Annotated in this window: 15 protein-coding genes and 1 pseudogene; 14 read left to right on the top strand and 2 right to left on the bottom strand. The window is 40.3% G+C overall.

The features are described 5' to 3' along the window. Positions 1-17 precede the first annotated feature (17 nt). Genes HYD28_15785 through HYD28_15770 form a run of 4 tightly spaced genes read left to right on the top strand, consistent with a single transcriptional unit; the run spans position 18 to position 2999 of the window. Complete coding sequence (locus HYD28_15785) at positions 18-641, top strand: UbiX family flavin prenyltransferase (protein QLE10297.1); 624 nt, start codon at positions 18-20, stop codon at positions 639-641. Next, the gene (locus HYD28_15780; GenBank protein ID QLE10296.1) at positions 638-1567 is read left to right on the top strand and encodes an ABC transporter ATP-binding protein; all 930 of its coding nucleotides are present in this window, start codon (positions 638-640) and stop codon (positions 1565-1567) included. The genes HYD28_15785 and HYD28_15780 overlap by 4 nt, the downstream gene beginning before the upstream one ends. Beyond that, a complete protein-coding gene (locus HYD28_15775; GenBank protein QLE10295.1) occupies positions 1567-2334 on the top strand; it encodes an ABC transporter permease in 768 nt (255 codons plus the stop codon). Before HYD28_15780 ends, HYD28_15775 begins: the two co-directional genes overlap by 1 nt. Then, positions 2334-2999: an SAM-dependent methyltransferase gene (locus HYD28_15770; protein ID QLE10294.1), complete on the top strand. Its 666-nt coding sequence runs from the start codon at positions 2334-2336 to the stop codon at positions 2997-2999. The genes HYD28_15775 and HYD28_15770 overlap by 1 nt, the downstream gene beginning before the upstream one ends. Here the strand turns inward: HYD28_15770 and HYD28_15765 are convergent. Further along, a complete protein-coding gene (locus HYD28_15765; protein ID QLE10293.1) occupies positions 2996-4846 on the bottom strand; it encodes a GGDEF domain-containing protein in 1851 nt (616 codons plus the stop codon). The two genes, HYD28_15770 and HYD28_15765, sit on opposite strands and share 4 nt — an antisense overlap. Positions 4847-5094: 248 nt before the next feature. Here HYD28_15765 and panP point away from each other — a divergent pair, with 248 nt between their 5' ends. After that, positions 5095-6723: a putative pyridoxal-dependent aspartate 1-decarboxylase gene (gene panP / locus HYD28_15760; protein ID QLE10292.1), complete on the top strand. Its 1629-nt coding sequence runs from the start codon at positions 5095-5097 to the stop codon at positions 6721-6723. 33 nt (positions 6724-6756) lie between these two features. Here the strand turns inward: panP and argE are convergent, their stop codons facing one another. Beyond that, a complete protein-coding gene (gene argE, locus HYD28_15755) occupies positions 6757-7908 on the bottom strand; it encodes an acetylornithine deacetylase (protein QLE10291.1) in 1152 nt (383 codons plus the stop codon). A 221-nt stretch (positions 7909-8129) separates the two neighbouring features. Here argE and argC point away from each other — a divergent pair, with 221 nt between their 5' ends. The 9 genes and pseudogenes from argC (at position 8130) to HYD28_15710 (ending at position 16333) form a co-directional block, all read left to right on the top strand. Continuing rightward, positions 8130-9140 carry an N-acetyl-gamma-glutamyl-phosphate reductase gene (gene argC / locus HYD28_15750; GenBank protein ID QLE10290.1) on the top strand — a complete coding sequence of 337 codons (1011 nt, stop codon included), beginning with the start codon at positions 8130-8132 and terminating at the stop codon, positions 9138-9140. Further along, on the top strand, positions 9140-9901 hold the full coding sequence (gene argB, locus HYD28_15745) for an acetylglutamate kinase (protein ID QLE10289.1): 762 nt from the start codon (positions 9140-9142) through the stop codon (positions 9899-9901). The genes argC and argB overlap by 1 nt, the downstream gene beginning before the upstream one ends. A 7-nt stretch (positions 9902-9908) precedes the next feature. Beyond that, positions 9909-10829 carry an ornithine carbamoyltransferase gene (locus HYD28_15740; protein QLE10288.1) on the top strand — a complete coding sequence of 307 codons (921 nt, stop codon included), beginning with the start codon at positions 9909-9911 and terminating at the stop codon, positions 10827-10829. A 9-nt stretch (positions 10830-10838) separates the two neighbouring features. Beyond that, on the top strand, positions 10839-11834 hold the full coding sequence (locus HYD28_15735; protein QLE10287.1) for an argininosuccinate synthase: 996 nt from the start codon (positions 10839-10841) through the stop codon (positions 11832-11834). Positions 11835-11838: 4 nt separating this feature from the next. Further along, on the top strand, positions 11839-12042 hold the full coding sequence (locus tag HYD28_15730) for an argininosuccinate synthase (protein ID QLE10578.1): 204 nt from the start codon (positions 11839-11841) through the stop codon (positions 12040-12042). A 52-nt stretch (positions 12043-12094) separates the two neighbouring features. Next, positions 12095-13959, top strand: a pseudogene (gene argH / locus HYD28_15725) (argininosuccinate lyase). 251 nt (positions 13960-14210) lie between these two features. Further along, positions 14211-14420 (top strand): hypothetical protein, encoded by a 210-nt coding sequence (locus tag HYD28_15720; GenBank protein QLE10286.1) that lies wholly within the window; start codon positions 14211-14213, stop codon positions 14418-14420. 820 nt (positions 14421-15240) lie between these two features. After that, a complete protein-coding gene (locus tag HYD28_15715; protein QLE10285.1) occupies positions 15241-15807 on the top strand; it encodes a hypothetical protein in 567 nt (188 codons plus the stop codon). Further along, positions 15800-16333, top strand: coding sequence for a hypothetical protein (locus tag HYD28_15710; GenBank protein ID QLE10284.1), 534 nt, complete (start codon positions 15800-15802; stop codon positions 16331-16333). Before HYD28_15715 ends, HYD28_15710 begins: the two co-directional genes overlap by 8 nt. The last annotated feature ends 2 nt before the right edge of the window (positions 16334-16335 follow it).

Raw genomic sequence — 16335 nt, 5'->3', positions numbered from 1 at the left:
ATCAGGAGCTTAACTGTATGCAATTTAAAGATAAAATAACATTAGCTTTTAGTGGTGCTTCAGGTGCTCCCTATGGCTTAAGGTTGTTAGAAGTATTACTTGAACAGCAGTTTCAGGTATATGTACTGATCTCAAGTGCAGCACGAGTAGTGCTTGATACAGAGTCAAATATCAAACTTTCGGGTAACGAAGAGAAAGCGACAGAACAACTCAGCACGCTTTTTAATGCAGCCCCTGAGCAACTTAAAGTATTTGGCAAAGATAATTGGTTTAGTCCTGTTGCGTCTGGCTCAGCAGCGCCGAAAAAAATGGTGGTTTGCCCTTGTAGCGCAGGGTCTGTCTCTGCAATTGCAGTGGGAGCATCAGATAACTTACTTGAACGTGCGGCAGATGTAGTTATTAAAGAGCGTGGTCAGCTAATTTTAGTCCCGCGCGAAACACCATTTAGCGAAATTCATCTTGAAAATATGTTGAAGCTAGCGCGACTAGGCGTAACGATTATGCCGGCGGCACCTGGTTTTTATCACCAACCTGAGCAGGTTTCAGATTTGGTCGATTTTATGGTGGCGCGAATTTTAGATCATTTAAACATTAAACATACTTTGACGAAGCGTTGGGGTTATGGAGAGGGCAAACAGTGAGCGAAAAAACGATCGCATTAAATATTGAAGGCCTAAAAAAGGTTTATAAAAATGGTGTTGAAGCTGTAAAAGGTATTGATTTACAAGTTCAGCAAGGTGATTTCTTTGCCTTACTTGGCCCAAACGGTGCCGGTAAATCAACCACCATTGGTGTTATCTCATCTTTAGTGAACAAAAGTGCCGGTCGTGTACAGGTGTTTGGTCACGACATTGATACAGATTTGGAAGCCGCTAAGTCTGAACTTGGCTTAGTGCCGCAAGAGTTTAACTTTAGTCAATTTGAAACACTTAACCAAATTTTGGTTAACCAAGCAGGTTATTACGGTGTACCAAGAAAGCTGGCCCATGAGCGAGCTGAAAAGTACTTAAAGCAGCTAGGTTTATTTGAGAAAAAAGATAAGCAAGCGCGCACCCTTTCAGGTGGTATGAAACGCCGTTTAATGATTGCTCGTGCACTGATGCATGAACCTAAATTACTTATTTTAGATGAACCAACAGCAGGTGTTGATATTGAGCTACGCCGCTCTATGTGGGATTTTCTTCGCGAGATTAATAAGCAAGGTGTCACCATCATCTTGACTACCCACTATCTAGAAGAAGCTGAGCTGTTATGTAGAAACATCGCGATTATCGACAGCGGCGTGATTGTTGAAAACACCACCATTAAAGCCTTACTTGCCAAGCTTGACAAAGAAACCTTTGTACTTGACTTAAAGCAGCCTGTGCAGCCAATTAGCATTGCAGGTTACAAATATACACTGACTGATGACCACACTTTAGAAGTTGAAGTGGCGAAGTCTCAGGGCTTAAACCATGTATTTAGTGCACTGAGTGAGCAAGGTAATACAGTGCTTAGTATGCGAAATAAAGCAAACCGTTTAGAAGAGTTGTTTGTAGGACTATTAGAACAAGGGCGAGGCGAATAATGTTTAAATATGGAGTAGCGCTAAAAAGTATTTGGATCAAAGAGTGTATTCGCTTTTTACGTATTTGGGTGCAAACCTTAGTTCCGCCTGCAATCACGATGAGCCTGTATTTTGTGATTTTTGGTAATCTGATCGGTTCTCGTATTGGTGATATGGGTGGCTTTACTTATATGGAGTTTATTGTACCGGGTCTGATAATGATGTCGGTGATCACCAATTCGTACTCAAATGTTGCCTCGAGTTTTTATTCTACTAAATTCCAAAAAAGCATTGAAGAGCTCTTAGTTGCGCCAGTGCCGAATTACATTATCGTACTAGGCTACATGGGTGGTGGTATGACGCGTGGCATGCTGGTTGGTTTAATTGTTAGCTGTGTCTCTTTGCTATTTGTTGATATTCAAATTCATAATATTTTTGTGATTATGGCTACGGTTATTTTAACGTCGGCTGTGTTTGCGTTAGGCGGACTTATTAACGCAATTTATGCTAATAGCTTCGATGATATTAGTATTATCCCGACCTTCATTTTAACGCCGCTGACCTATCTAGGTGGTGTGTTTTACTCTATCAGCCTGTTGCCAGAATTTTGGCAAGGTGTATCGCAAGTAAACCCAATTATTTACATGGTAAATGCATTTAGATATGGCTTCTTAGGTGTGTCGGATGTCGACTTATCGGTAGCATTTGGTGTACTTGCTTTATTTATTGTGGGTTTATTTACTTTAGCATTAACCCTTATTAAACGTGGTGTGGGGCTTAGACACTAATGACGGATGCAAATTCGAGAAGTATTGTATCGAATCAACCTGGCTTACATGAAAAGCTAGACGAAATAGTTTTAAAGCACTTAAGTGCTGAATTTAAAAAGCCGATTGCAGGGCATACGCAAGCGGCTTTTGATCAGGTCAATGAAAAGGTGCAAGCGTTTAGCGGACCTATCATTCTTGACTCGTGTTGTGGTGTTGGTGAAAGTACCGCTAACTTAGCAAAACATCACCCTGATGCGTTAGTGATTGGAATTGATAAATCATCACATCGTTTAGATAAACATGATATCGAATATAAGCAAACTGATGCAGGGCAGTATATTTTAGTGCAAGCTGACTTAAACGACTTTTGGCGTTTAGCGGTCGCTGCAAACTGGCAACCAAGCCATCATTACCTGCTGTATCCAAATCCATGGCCGAAAGCAAAACACTTGCAAAGAAGATGGCACGGCGCTGCTATCTTCCCGTTTATCATTAAACTAGGTGGTCGTTTAGAGCTTAGGAGTAACTGGGATATTTACGTAAAGGAGTTTGCTCGCTCACTTGAACTTGCAGGGCATAAGTGCGATGTCCAGCAGTATGAAAGCGATACTGCAATTACTCCGTTTGAACGTAAATATTGGGCTAGTGGTCAACAAAGTCATCGTTTAGTGATTAATCTTTAATGAATGTAAGGAGTCGGCGGTGCAAAGTGGCTCCCTTGCATTAAAGTAACACCTGCTCGAGCAAGTGCCTGTGCTATTTGCTCGTTATCAACTTGCTCAGCAATCACATCTAACTTTAGTTGCTGAGCATATTTTACCAAGTTCTCAATAAACAGATAGTTATCTGTATTAGTATGAATTTGGCTCACTAACCCTTTATCAAGTTTTAAACCATCAATTTCGAGCTTTCTGATGTGTGGCAAGCTTGAAAAGCCCGTGCCGAATTCATTGATAATAACCTGAGCCCCTTTATTTTTTAGAATATTAATAAAGGTTTTTACTTCACTAAAGTAAGCAATGGCATCACGCTCATAAAACTGAAAAATAATATTGTGGGGCTGCGGGTAGCGCCTTAGCTGAAGTTCTAAAAACTCGCTCAAACTTGGATCAAGAATATCTTGTGCGGTAATATTGATACTCCAGCACACATTGGTTTTTCTAAACTGCTCAATGCATCGGGTAAACATAGTACGCCTTAAAAGACCATCCATACGTGAGCGTTTCAGCACCATCATAAAGTAATCAGGTGTATGGATACGACCTGTAGCACTGGCCATTCTGGCTAGGCACTGGTAATGATTAATATGTTTCCTTTGGCTGTCATAGACTGCTTGAAAATAAGGCACGATTCGATTGTTATCGAAGGCTTCTTTCACTTCTTTGGCAAGCGTAACGTTATTTCTAAATTGCTCTTCAACTTGTTTAAAGATATTTTCATAACGCACAATACGTTGATTATTTAGTTTTGCTTGCTGTAATGCAACGTGGGCGTTCTCTATAAGCATTGATTTATTACCTGTGGCAATTCCCGCATACAAGCTCACGTAGATATAAGGCTCTTTTAACGCTGGAATAGCATAGTTAAAGGCATTAATTACATCATCTATATTGCGTTCATCACTATGAGTTTGCAATAACGCAATTTTATTGGTTGCTAAACGATAGACAACTCCTTCGCTAGGTATCCTTAATTGAAAATAGCCAAGCAAGTTAGCCATCACTTTGTCGCTAACTTCACTGCCATAAAAGCTGCTAATATCTTCTAGTTCGTTAATAACAATTACTGCCAGCTCCATGCGATGCTTGGTGGTTCTTTTTATGTAGTATTCAAGTGCTACATGATTTGCAAAACCTGTACGCGCATCAGTTGAGAGCGAGCGTTTTAACTGTAAAAAATAGAGCCCTGCAATTAGTGCTGCAATAAAGAAAAAAAAGCAGCCGGTAATCATCGCTCGTGAAACACTGTGTTGCAGTTGCTGATTTAAGTCACTAATGGTTATGTCGGCACCAGTGATGTAAGTGTGACCATTATCATCGACAAAAGTCACAAAGATGCTTTTAAAATAGCCCCATTGATCTTTTGATACCTCAAAAACTGGCTCTGTCGAAAAAAAGGCTTCTTTGTTAAGTTCAGTCGCTTCAGGATAGGCATCTAAAAATTGTGTAACACGACCATTATTTTGATCTTTTTGTGTGTAACTAGATGCACTAAAGTACACTTTGTCATCACGAAGTACCATGGCGTAAACATAGGCAAGTTGCATTTGTTTTGCATATTCAGAAAGGGCACGACTTTTTTCTTTATACATTGATGCGGAGATAGGTAAACCTGCATTGACTATATTGTGGTAGTCATCACCGAGGATATGTCTGACACTGACCGCGGCATTGAACAATTTACTATCGATATTCGCCATGATCTCGCTACGCGAAGTTTCATAGGTGTAATAGATATAGCCAAATAAGCTAATAAAAAATGCGGCGAAGCCATATAGTAGCCAACTGGTTTTTTGCAATCCTTTGGGCATAGACGTTCCCTTAGCAGTTATCACTTGATTATACTAAAAAAACATTTGTCTGATAGTAGAAAATAACCGTAAATTTCATTAACGGTTCACTTTTTTGTCATCGAAATTAGGGCTTTTTTGCTTTATACGAGACATTTTCGTGATATTCCAGTAAAGTTAGCCAATTTCGTAGAAACAGTGCCGCAAAAGTGCTCTCTTAGGTGTTCCATCATCGGGTGCATTTTTAGCTGCTAATTATGGGTATTAGGATGGATCAAAAGCGTTGTGCCGTCGCCTCTAAAGAAAGCTTGATTCGTATTTTTACGGTGCCAGAAGCACCAGACTCGACATTAAGTAAAATCGAATCTGAAATTTCTAGTAATTTAGCTGGGTTCTTGAATGAGAACATAGCTGCAATTGAAAAGCCTTTGCACGAAATTGAAAAAGACTTTCAAACGGCCACTATTCCAGAAGAGCCAACTTTTGTTTCTGATTATGCTCAAGACATTATGGAGCAGTTAGTTGCTCATTCTGTTCATACGGCTGCACCAAGCTTCATTGGTCATATGACCTCTGCGTTACCGCATTTTGTATTACCGCTTTCTAAGTTAATGGTAGGTCTTAACCAAAATTTAGTAAAAATTGAAACTTCAAAGGCATTCACACCACTTGAAAGACAAGTCTTAGGGATGATGCATCACCTTGCTTATGGCGAAGCTGAGAGTTTTTATAGCAAGTGGATGCACAGTGCAAAAACCTCTTTAGGCGCATTTTGCTCAGGCGGAACCGTAGCTAACATTACTGCGTTATGGATTGCTCGCAACCGCTTATTGAAAGCCGATGGCGATTATAAAGGTATTGCAGCACAGGGATTAATCGCTGGGATGCTGCACTATGGTTACAAAGGCTTAGCGGTACTGGTTTCTGAGCGAGGTCACTATTCATTAGGCAAGACTGTTGATTTGCTAGGTATTGGTCGCGATAACATTGTCGCAATTGCGACAGGCGAAAATAATAAAGTTGATGTCGATGCTATGCGCAAAAAAGCCCATGAACTGGAAGCGTCTGGTATAAAGGTAATGGCACTCGTTGGTGTTGCTGGGACGACAGAAACTGGCAGCATAGACCCGCTAAATGAAATGGCTGATTTAAGCGAAGAGCTTGGCTGTCATTTTCATGTGGACGCCGCATGGGGTGGGTCAACCTTACTTTCTTCAAACTATCGCCATCTTTTAAGCGGTATTGAACGTGCTGACTCAATTACTATTGATGCGCATAAACAAATGTATGTGCCAATGGGCGCGGGTCTTGTGTTATTTAAAGACCCCGCTGCGACAGATGCTATTGAGCATCATGCTGAATATATTCTTCGTAAAGGCTCTAAAGATTTAGGTAGTCATACATTAGAGGGAAGCCGCCCAGGTATGGCAATGTTAGTGCATGCTTGCTTACGTGTTATTGGCCGTAAAGGCTACGAGATGTTGATTGACCGTAGTATTGTTAAAGCGCGCACTTTTGCCGAAATGATCAAACAAGATGAAGATTTTGAGTTAATCTCTGAACCTGAGCTGTGCCTATTAACATATCGTTACGTTCCAAAAGAAATTCAAGCTAAGCTCAAAGGTGCTAACGAAGAAACTAAATTAGATATTTACGCTTCGTTGAATCGCTTCACTGCAAGTATGCAAAAGCGCCAGCGTGAAGCTGGACGCTCTTTTGTATCTCGTACTCGTTTAACACCAGCAAAATATGACCATCAACCCACCGTGGTTTTTCGTGTCGTATTAGCCAATCCATTAACCTCAAAAGCTATTCTAAAAGATATTTTAGCGGAGCAAAAAGAGCTAGCGAAAACTGACCCAGTATTTAAAAAGTACTTAAGTAAATATATGAGTTAGTGATAAAAAAGGAGCATGATGCTCCTTTTTTAATTAGTCGTTAAAGCAGCTAGCTTTGATCATGTTACTGATAATCGCTTGCGAAGGTTTGATTTTTTCCATCGCTAAAAACTCATCGGGTTGGTGAGCTTGGTTAATTGAGCCTGGCCCCATGACAATTGTTTCGCAGCCAAGTTGTTGAATAAAAGGGGCTTCTGTACAATAGTTTACAGCGACAGCTGGCTGACCGGAGACTTTTTCGGCCAGTTTCACAAGTGCAGTATCTGTACTTCCGCTAAACGCAGGGATTGGTTCATGCATATCGATAACACTCACTGCGTTGGGGTATTGAGTATTAATTTCCTCTGCGGCACTAAGCAAAATCGCTTGTAGTTCTTGTACACTTAAACCGGGTAACGGTCGCATATCAATATGCATTTCACAGCAGCCGCAAATGCGGTTGGCATTATCACCGCCATGAATATGGCCAAGGTTCAAAGTAGGGTACGGAATTTCAAAGTGTTCTACTGAATATTTATTCTTTAATTCTTCTTTTATGATTAACAATTTTGTAATCATTTTATGCATGACTTCGATGGCGTTCAAACCTCGTTCAGGATCTGAGCTATGGCCCGAGCGACCAATTACGCGAATAGCTGTACTCATATGACCTTTATGTGTAAATACCGGAGTCATATCTGTTGGCTCACCAATAATACAGCGTGCAGGTTTTAAGTTCGGGTGACGGCAGATTTGCTGTGCACCCGCCATTGTAGTTTCTTCATCGGCTGTGGCTAGAATTAATAGTGGCTCAGTTTGCTTGCTTGCATCAAGTTCGCTAATAGCTTGCAGTACGAAAGCAAAAAAGCCTTTCATATCAATACTACCTAAACCATAAAGTTTATTGTTATCTTCGCTGAGTTTGAACGGATCATAATTCCAACGACTATCATCAAATGGTACAGTGTCAGTATGGCCGGCAAGCATTAAACCGCCGTCTCCTTCACCACGTCTAGCTAATAAGTTGTAACGCCCTTTACCGTTTTCAAGCTCTGTGATTTCACATGTAAACCCAAGGCTTTCGCACCACTGTGCGAGCAAGGTAATAACCCCTTTATTGCTCATGCACAAAGAATCTTCAATCGCGCTAATTGAAGGAGCAGCAATTAGCTGCTGATACATAGATAAAAAAGAGGGTAGCGACATAAAAAAATCCAAAAATAATTATTCAATCTAATTGCATAACAATATAAAAGTATTTATGATGAATATCAATTCACTTTTTAAGCATAAATATTAGTAAAGCTTTACGATGAACACGAAACGACGATAACCTGATTTCATTACTTTAGACAGTGTTTTTATTCGCATTTGAGCGAGTATTTTTAGGCGTATCGATAAATAGATTGAATAGGTAAAAGTAAGCAATGAATGTAGTGATTATTGGCGCAAGTGGTTATAGCGGCGCAGAGCTAGCAAGTTTAGTTGCTAAGCACCCAAAACTGACCCTGAAAGCATGTTATGTATCTGAAGGAAGCTTAGATAAAGGCAAATTATTAAGCGATTTATATCCAGAGCACCTTGGATTGTTAGAGTATCCACTACAGCCTCTGACTGCCCAAGCGTATAAGGATATCGAAAGTAATGCGGACTATGTATGTCTATGTACAGATCACAAGGTAAGCGTTGACCTTGCACCACAATTTTTAGCCATGGGTAAAAAAGTATTCGACCTGTCTGGTGGTTTCCGTTTAGCTGGGAATGAGGATTACCTAACTTATTACGGTTTCGCACATGAACACCCTGAGCTTTTAGAGCAAGCGGCTTATGGCTTAGCTGAATGGAATAGCGATGCTATAAGTAAAGCAAAGCTTGTTGCTGTAGCAGGTTGTTACCCAACAGCAGCACTCAATTCTTTAAAACCACTTAAAGAAGCTGGTTTATTAGCTGAGCAAGCCATTATTGTTAATGCGGTGTCTGGAGTTACTGGCGCAGGTAGAAAAGCCAGTGTTAATACGCATTTTTGTGAAGTATCACTTGCCCCTTATGGTTTATTTAATCACAGACACACACCTGAGATTGAGCAGCACCTTGGTCACCCTGTGTTATTCACCCCTCATTTAGGTAATTTCCCCCGTGGAATTTTAGAAACTATTTATGTGCAATTAAAGCCAGGTGTGACAGCAGAGCAAGTGGATGCAGCATATCAAGTGTTAGCTAATGAGCCTTTAATCCGTTTACTTGGAAATAAAGTTCCGAGTATTAAAGGCGTGGCTAAACAACCATTTGTTGATATTGCATGGCAACAAAAAGGTGAACAACTCATTGTTATGTCAGCAATTGATAACCTATTAAAAGGCGCGGCTGGGCAAGCATTACAGTGTATTAATTTAGCTATGGGTGAACCTCACCACACTGGTTTAGTAGGAGCGCTGTAATGAAAACTTGGATCATTAAAGTCGGTGGTGCTGTGCTAAATAGCGCTGATGCTGCAAAAGCTCTTTTTGATGTTTTAGCCACTGAGCAACAAGATAACTTTGTCATTGTGCATGGTGGTGGAGCCTTGGTTGATGCTTGGCTTAAAGACGCAGGCTTTGTAACAGCAAAACATCAAGGCTTACGTATTAGCCCAAATGAGCAAATGCCTTATATTGTTGGCGCCCTGGCAGGTTGTGCCAATAAACAATTGATGAGTCAAGCAATCAGCGCTGGCCACAAACCTGTGGGTTTAAGCCTTTATGAAGCGGGTGTACTGGTATCTGAAAAACTTAAAGTATTGGCGCAAGTTGGCCAGTGTTCAGGTAGTTGTGACAGCGTATTGCCAAGCTTACTTGGGCAAGGTCGTTTACCACTGGTGAGCTCTATTGGCTTTGGCGAAGATGGTCAATGGTACAACGTCAATGCGGATGAAGCCGCGGCGGCTATTGCTAAAGAACTCGATGCAGAACTTATTTTTATGACTGACGTAGAAGCTGTGCTTGATGCAAATAAGCAGCCACTACATCACCTTAATACGCAGCAAATCGAAACACTAATCCTTGAAGGAGTTATTCAGGGCGGGATGGAGGTCAAAGTAAAGACCAGCCTTCTTGCTGCCCAACATTTACGACGTGGTGTGTATATCTCCAGCTGGCTAAAGCCAGAAAATTTAGTCGCCTTATTAAAAGGCGAGCATGTAGGAACAAAAATTACACCATAGGTATTTCATGTTAAAAAATTTCTTAAACGGTCTTGAATTAGACCAAAAGGGCGCTCTTAAATTACTTAATCTAGCGCAAAAAATTAAAGCAAATCCAGCAGACTTTAGCCAAGCATTAGCAGGCAAATCTGTCGTTACACTTTTTGAAAAACCAAGTTTACGTACACGTTTATCATTTGATATAGGTATTAATAAACTGGGTGGTCACGCGGTTTATCTAGATTCACAAAACGGTGCTATGGGTGGTCGTGAATCGGTTAAAGACTTTGCTCTCAATATGTCAGCTTGGGCTGATGGCATTGTTGCTCGCGTGTATGCACACAAAACATTGACTACGCTTGCTGAGTATTCATCTGTGCCTGTAGTGAATAGCTTATGTGATTTATATCACCCATGCCAAGCACTTGCAGACTTTTTGACGCTACAAGAAGTACATGGCGACGTAAGTAAGCTTAAGCTTGCTTACTTAGGTGAAGGTAACAACGTAACACACTCTCTCATGTTATTAGCTGCCACGTTAGGCACTGATTTTGTAGCTGTTTGTCCTAAAGGTAGCTCACCGGATTCACAAATTCTTAAGCAAGCAGAGCAAATTGCAGCGATGAATGGTGCTTCGGTAATGGTCAGTGACAGAATTGAGGCGGCAGTCGGAGCAAATGCAGTCTATGCTGATACCTGGGTTTCAATGGGTGATAAAACACCGCTTGAGCAGGTGAAAGCTAAATATATGCCTTATCAGCTCAATCAAGCCCTATTAGAGAAAACGGGTGCGCAAACTGTACTGCATTGTCAGCCAGCGCATCGTGAGTTTGAAATTACCTCTGAGGTAATGGATGGCCCAGCATCAAAAATTATTCAACAAGCAGAGAATCGTATGCACGCGCAAAATGCTCTACTTGTCACATTATTAAATCCAAATTTTGTTTAAGGAACACCAATGAGTTCAATTAAAAAAGTCGTATTAGCCTATTCTGGTGGTCTTGATACATCGGCAATTGTGCCATGGTTAAAAGAAAACTACGGCTGTGAAGTAATCGCGTTTGTTGCTGATGTAGGCCAAGGTGCTGAAGAGCTTGAAGGCGTTGAAGAAAAAGCAATTGCTTCGGGTGCCTCAGAGTGCCACATCGTTGACTTAAAAGACGAAATGGTAAGTGACTATATTTACCCAACATTAAAAACGGGTTCTATTTACGAAGGCACTTATTTACTAGGTACGTCTATGGCACGTCCGATTATTGCTAAAGCACAGGTTGAAATTGCCCGTAAAGTAGGTGCTGATGCGCTTTCGCATGGTTGTACAGGTAAAGGTAATGATCAGGTACGTTTTGAATCATGTTTCGCAGCCCTTGCACCAGATCTAAAAGTGATTGCACCATGGCGTGAGTGGGACTTATCAAGTCGTGAATCATTACTTGATTACTTAGCAGAGCGTAATATTCCGTGCTCTGCATCTGCGACAAAAATCTATAGTCGTGATGCTAACGCATGGCACATTTCTCACGAAGGTGGAGAGCTTGAAGATCCATGGTGTCAACCAAGTGAGCAAGTATGGACTTGGACAAACTCACCTGAGCAAGCGCCTAATGAAGCAGAATATGTGACATTAAATGTTGTTGAAGGTGAAGTGGTTGCTGTAAATGGCGAGTCACTTAAACCATATGACTGCTTAGTTAAATTAAACGACATTGCTGCGCCACATGGTGTAGGTCGTGTTGATATTGTAGAAAACCGTTTAGTCGGTATGAAGTCTCGTGGCTGTTATGAAACACCAGGGGGCACAGTGATCATGGCTGCTCTTCAAGCGATTGACGAGCTAGTATTAGACAAATCAAGCCGTAAGTGGAAAGAAGTACTTGGTGGTGAGTTTCTCTCACTTAGTCTACGACGGTCGTTGGTTTACACCATTAAAAGACTCGATTCTAGCTGGTGCTGAATCACTGTCTAAGTTAGCAACCGGTGAAGTGGTGCTTAAGCTTTATAAAGGCCAAGTAACTGCGGTACAGAAAAAATCACCGAATAGCTTATACAGTGAAGATTTCGCAACCTTCGGTGAAGATGATGTATATGATCAATCACATGCAGAAGGCTTCATTCGTTTATTCTCGCTATCAAGCAGAATCTCAGCACTAACGAAAAAGTAATTTAATTATTGCCCTGCACGGCAGGGCAATAGCCGAATTTGGAGACAGTTCAATGGCACTATGGGGCGGACGTTTTTCTACGGGTCCAGATGAAGCGTTTAAACAATTCAACGATTCACTTCCTTTTGATTATCAACTTGCAGAGCAAGACATTATTGGTTCAGTTGCTTGGGCGGGAGCGTTAAAACAAGTTAACGTACTTAATCAGCAAGAATACGATGACCTAGTTGCAGCACTTAATAAGCTGCTAGATGAGGTTAAAGCAAATCCACAAGCAGTAGCTGTCGCAGGGCATGAAGACATTCATTCTTATGTTGAGTCAGCGCTAATTGATAAAGTGGGCGACCTAGCTAAAAAGTTACATACAGGTCGTAGTCGTAATGACCAAGTCGCGACCGATTTCCGCTTATGGTGTCGTGATACAGCTGAGCATATTCTTGAAGCAATCGCAGAGCTTAAAGGTGAGTTTATTGCCTTGGCTGAGCGTGAACTAGGCACTATCTTACCAGGTTACACACACCTACAGCGTGCACAACCTGTATTATTTAGCCACTGGTGCATGGCCTATGTTGAAATGCTTGAACGTGATGAAAGCCGTTTAACCGATGCTAAAAATCGTATGAATTATTGCCCTCTTGGTAGTGGTGCTTTAGCTGGAACGGCGTACCCAATTGATAGGCAAATTCTTGCTGAAGGGTTAGGTTTTACCGGTGCAACACGTAATAGCCTTGATGCAGTATCTGATCGTGACTTTGTGGTTGAGCTACTAAGCTGCGCATCAATTTCAATGATTCACTTATCGCGTATGGCAGAAGACTTAATTTTCTATAACTCTGGTGAAGCAGGCTTTATTGAGCTTTCTGATGGGGTAACATCAGGCTCTTCACTTATGCCGCAGAAGAAAAACCCAGATGCTCTTGAGTTAATCCGTGGTAAAACAGGCCGTGTTTTTGGTGCATTCAGTGCCATGATGATGACACTTAAAGCGCTACCACTTGCTTATAACAAAGATATGCAAGAGGACAAAGAAGGCTTATTTGATGCAATGCCGACCTGGTTGGCATGTATTCATATGGCACAGGCGTGTATCAAAGGCATCAAAGTTAATGCTGATAAAACATTAGCGGCAGCAAAAGGTGGTCACTCAAATGCGACTGAACTTGCTGACTATTTAGTGGCTAAAGGTATTCCATTTAGAGAAGGTCATCATATTGTTGGTACGCTCGTGCAAATGGCTATTGCACAAGGGAATAACTTAGAAGATTTAAGTTTAGAGCAATTTAAGTCTGTGCATAGCATTTTCGAGTCAGATGTATATGCTGTATTAGAAATAGACGCTTGCATTAAAGCAAGACAAGCACAGGGTGGCACCTCTATCGAGCAAGTAACGAGTGCCATTAAATACGCAAAAAAAAACAGCAAATAGCGGTACGTGACGCAACCTTAAATGATGTTGAGTCTATTGCTAAGCTAATTCAGCATTGGGCAACGGTAGGTGAAAATCTACCACGGGCTAAGAGCGATATGATTCACTCAATTAATGAGTTTGCTGTCACTGAAGTTGAAAACCAAGTGGCTGGCTGTGCCTCGCTATATATTTACGATACAGGTCTTGCTGAAATTCGTTCGCTTGGTGTGAGCCCTGAATCACGTATTGCTGGGCAGGGGCGTCGACTTGTTGAACATTTGCTTAAAAAAGCTAAAAGCTTGGCGCTTAGTCGCGTAATTGTTCTGACGCGGGTGCCAGAGTTCTTTGCAAGCCAAGGCTTTATCTTTTGTAGTAAAGATAGTTTGCCAGAAAAAGTGATCAAAGATTGCGAGCTTTGTCTTCGCAAAGATAATTGCGATGAAGTAGCGATGGAATATATTTTAAAGCCAAGTAATAGCGCGGTGATCCCGTGTAAACACGTGGCTTAATTTCCCTGGATAAGAAAAACGCACGGTTACCCCTGTGCGTTTTTTTATGCCTGAAATTTTGGTTTGTTAACTTTTATGATCAAAAAAGATCACTTTTAGAAAAGTTGGATCGTTAATTGCTTTTATTATCGACGCGGCGACAATGTCGCGTTAAAGTATAAAAAAGCGTCAAAAAAATGAGAACGCTTAACTCAGCTTGCAAGCTATTGTAAGCTGTACTGAAAAAACAATTAACTTAAAGGAATTAACTCATGCAAATTTCAAATAATAGCCAATTGCAAATGCAAGCATACAGCCAAATGCAACAAACAAAGCCTGCTTTGGAACAAACTACTAGTAATAAAACCCTGCAATCTGATACAGTAACTTTATCAAGTGAAGCGCTGGCTTTATCAGGCGGTGCAGAGATTCAACGTGGCGGTGGTGGTATCACTACTGATCCAGATCGTCGTCCATCTTAATAGGCGATGAAGATTCAACAACGAGCGGGTGTATGTACTTTGATTTGACGTCATTAGGTATTCATTTTGATACAATTATAATTTGGGGTCTTCTAATGGCTTCTCTTTATAATATATTTCTGAAATTTGCCGTTGATGAAAGAAGCGACTCTCCACTCGTTGTATCTATTATTATGTTCCTCTCGTATGGGCTTAGTTATGAAATAGTTGATCTGAATGCAGGCACATCAATTTATTCAATTTGGGCCACATATGACCTTGTAACAATAGCCATAATTTTTCTGGCACACAAACTCTTCAAACTAAGACTCACTTCAACTTTTTATTACATAGTCTTTGGGCTCTCTATAAATACTCTTTTATACCTACTACTGCATTTAGATATTGTTGTTTTTGGTAGGCAAGAGTATTGGTGGTATTGGAGCTTTTTTTCTATAGGTGTTAACACGGTTGACTTTTTCATGGTTGTTACGTTGGTATTTGGAAAAGATTGGTTAGGTTTATCTAAGTTATTCCAACCAAAAACAAGGCAAAAGAATGTTAGTTACTGAGCATCCATCTACTAAAAAACTAGCGTTCTCGTTCTTATAACAACTTATTTATGGCACTAAATTTCCATAAGTATACTCTAATTTACAAATCACTTTATCAAGACTAGCTGTTTTCACTAACTGATCTAAGTGTGCATGTAGGTATTGTATTTGACACTAATACTAAAAGTAACAAAAATCACGGTATAACTGTTTTAATCCCCCACTCTTATAGAGAGTCATTTTTGACGTTAATTCTTTCATAAACCATCATCCAAAAGTTTCTATCTATGAATATTAGTAATTTAATAATAACTATTCAGCAAACATTAGGCACATATCTAGCCACATTAATTATGTGGGGCTTTTTGATGACTTTTTTATTTAATATGGTCAGTCGCTCCTCAATTGTTAGTAAAGATAAGACGTTGATGTGGATCTCGTTAGCGATATTTCTTTCTTACTTACTAACAGACCCACTAGTATCTATGGCTTTTGAGATAGAGTCGTTGAGATATGCTTCTATTTTTATTATTTGGTGCCTTCTAGATTTGGCATGCTTGGGTATCATTCTTCTTATAACTAGAAACAGTTCAATAGAAAAGTTTCCAGCCAAGTTGTATGTGATTATTGGTTTGCTTACGAATAGCTGCTTGTTTTTTTGCTTATACCTAGATGTTAGTGTCTACGGAAATGAAGAAAGGTGGTGGTTGTGGGATGTATATACGGTCACAGTAAATGTGATGGATTTAACAATGCTGGCTGCCTTGTTAACTAATAAAGACTTTTTTAAATTAGTAGCATTGTTAAAATTTTTTGGGATTAAATGTACCACTCAGCGAGAGTTAAATGCTTAAACTAATCCAAGACAATTTTGGAGTGTACCTCGCAGCATTTATCATGTGGGGTTTCTTGATGTCCTTTCTTTATAACATGGTAAAGAAATCATCTGCGCCAAATGGTGATAAAACAGTGATGTGGATCTCACTTGCACTGTTTATTTCTTACATGATGAGCGACCCATTACTCAATATAGCGCTTGGCTATAATATTTTAGATTCAAGTTTTGCCTATGTGATTTGGGCGCTATCTGATTTAACAATACTATTAGTTGTGTGGATAATTGCTCGTGAGCGAAATCTTGCTCAGGCTCCAGCAAAGCTTTATGTATACATTGGGCTTTTAGTTAACTCATCACTGTTTTTAGGCATGTATTTTGATATTAACTATGCCTATACAGGAAGCTGGTGGTTTTGGAATGTCTATAGTATCACAGTGAACCTGATGGATATTATGATGCTCATTGCACTTTTCAGTAATAAAGATTTTCTGGGTTTTGTGAAGCTTTATCGGAAAGTTCGAGGCCAAGCTGAAGCATCTTGACC

The organism is Pseudoalteromonas shioyasakiensis (assembly GCA_013391845.1).
Classification (GTDB): Bacteria; Pseudomonadota; Gammaproteobacteria; order Enterobacterales; family Alteromonadaceae; genus Pseudoalteromonas; species Pseudoalteromonas apostichopi.
Note: the sequence above shows the minus strand (reverse complement) of the source record. Positions and strands in the feature narration are given on the sequence as shown.

Bases quoted from the DNA above. Each gene is read 5' to 3' on its own strand.
- HYD28_15710 (QLE10284.1), top strand. From the start codon at position 15,800: ATGCTTAAACTAATCCAAGACAATTTTGGAGTGTACCTCGCAGCATTT.
- HYD28_15720 (QLE10286.1), top strand. From the start codon at position 14,211: ATGCAAATTTCAAATAATAGCCAATTGCAAATGCAAGCATACAGCCAA.
- argE (QLE10291.1), bottom strand. From the start codon at position 7,908: ATGTCGCTACCCTCTTTTTTATCTATGTATCAGCAGCTAATTGCTGCT.
- HYD28_15715 (QLE10285.1), top strand. From the start codon at position 15,241: ATGAATATTAGTAATTTAATAATAACTATTCAGCAAACATTAGGCACA.
- panP (QLE10292.1), top strand. From the start codon at position 5,095: ATGGATCAAAAGCGTTGTGCCGTCGCCTCTAAAGAAAGCTTGATTCGT.
- HYD28_15775 (QLE10295.1), top strand. From the start codon at position 1,567: ATGTTTAAATATGGAGTAGCGCTAAAAAGTATTTGGATCAAAGAGTGT.
- HYD28_15785 (QLE10297.1), top strand. From the start codon at position 18: ATGCAATTTAAAGATAAAATAACATTAGCTTTTAGTGGTGCTTCAGGT.
- argB (QLE10289.1), top strand. From the start codon at position 9,140: ATGAAAACTTGGATCATTAAAGTCGGTGGTGCTGTGCTAAATAGCGCT.
- argC (QLE10290.1), top strand. From the start codon at position 8,130: ATGAATGTAGTGATTATTGGCGCAAGTGGTTATAGCGGCGCAGAGCTA.
- HYD28_15765 (QLE10293.1), bottom strand. From the start codon at position 4,846: ATGCCCAAAGGATTGCAAAAAACCAGTTGGCTACTATATGGCTTCGCC.
- HYD28_15735 (QLE10287.1), top strand. From the start codon at position 10,839: ATGAGTTCAATTAAAAAAGTCGTATTAGCCTATTCTGGTGGTCTTGAT.
- HYD28_15770 (QLE10294.1), top strand. From the start codon at position 2,334: ATGACGGATGCAAATTCGAGAAGTATTGTATCGAATCAACCTGGCTTA.
- HYD28_15740 (QLE10288.1), top strand. From the start codon at position 9,909: ATGTTAAAAAATTTCTTAAACGGTCTTGAATTAGACCAAAAGGGCGCT.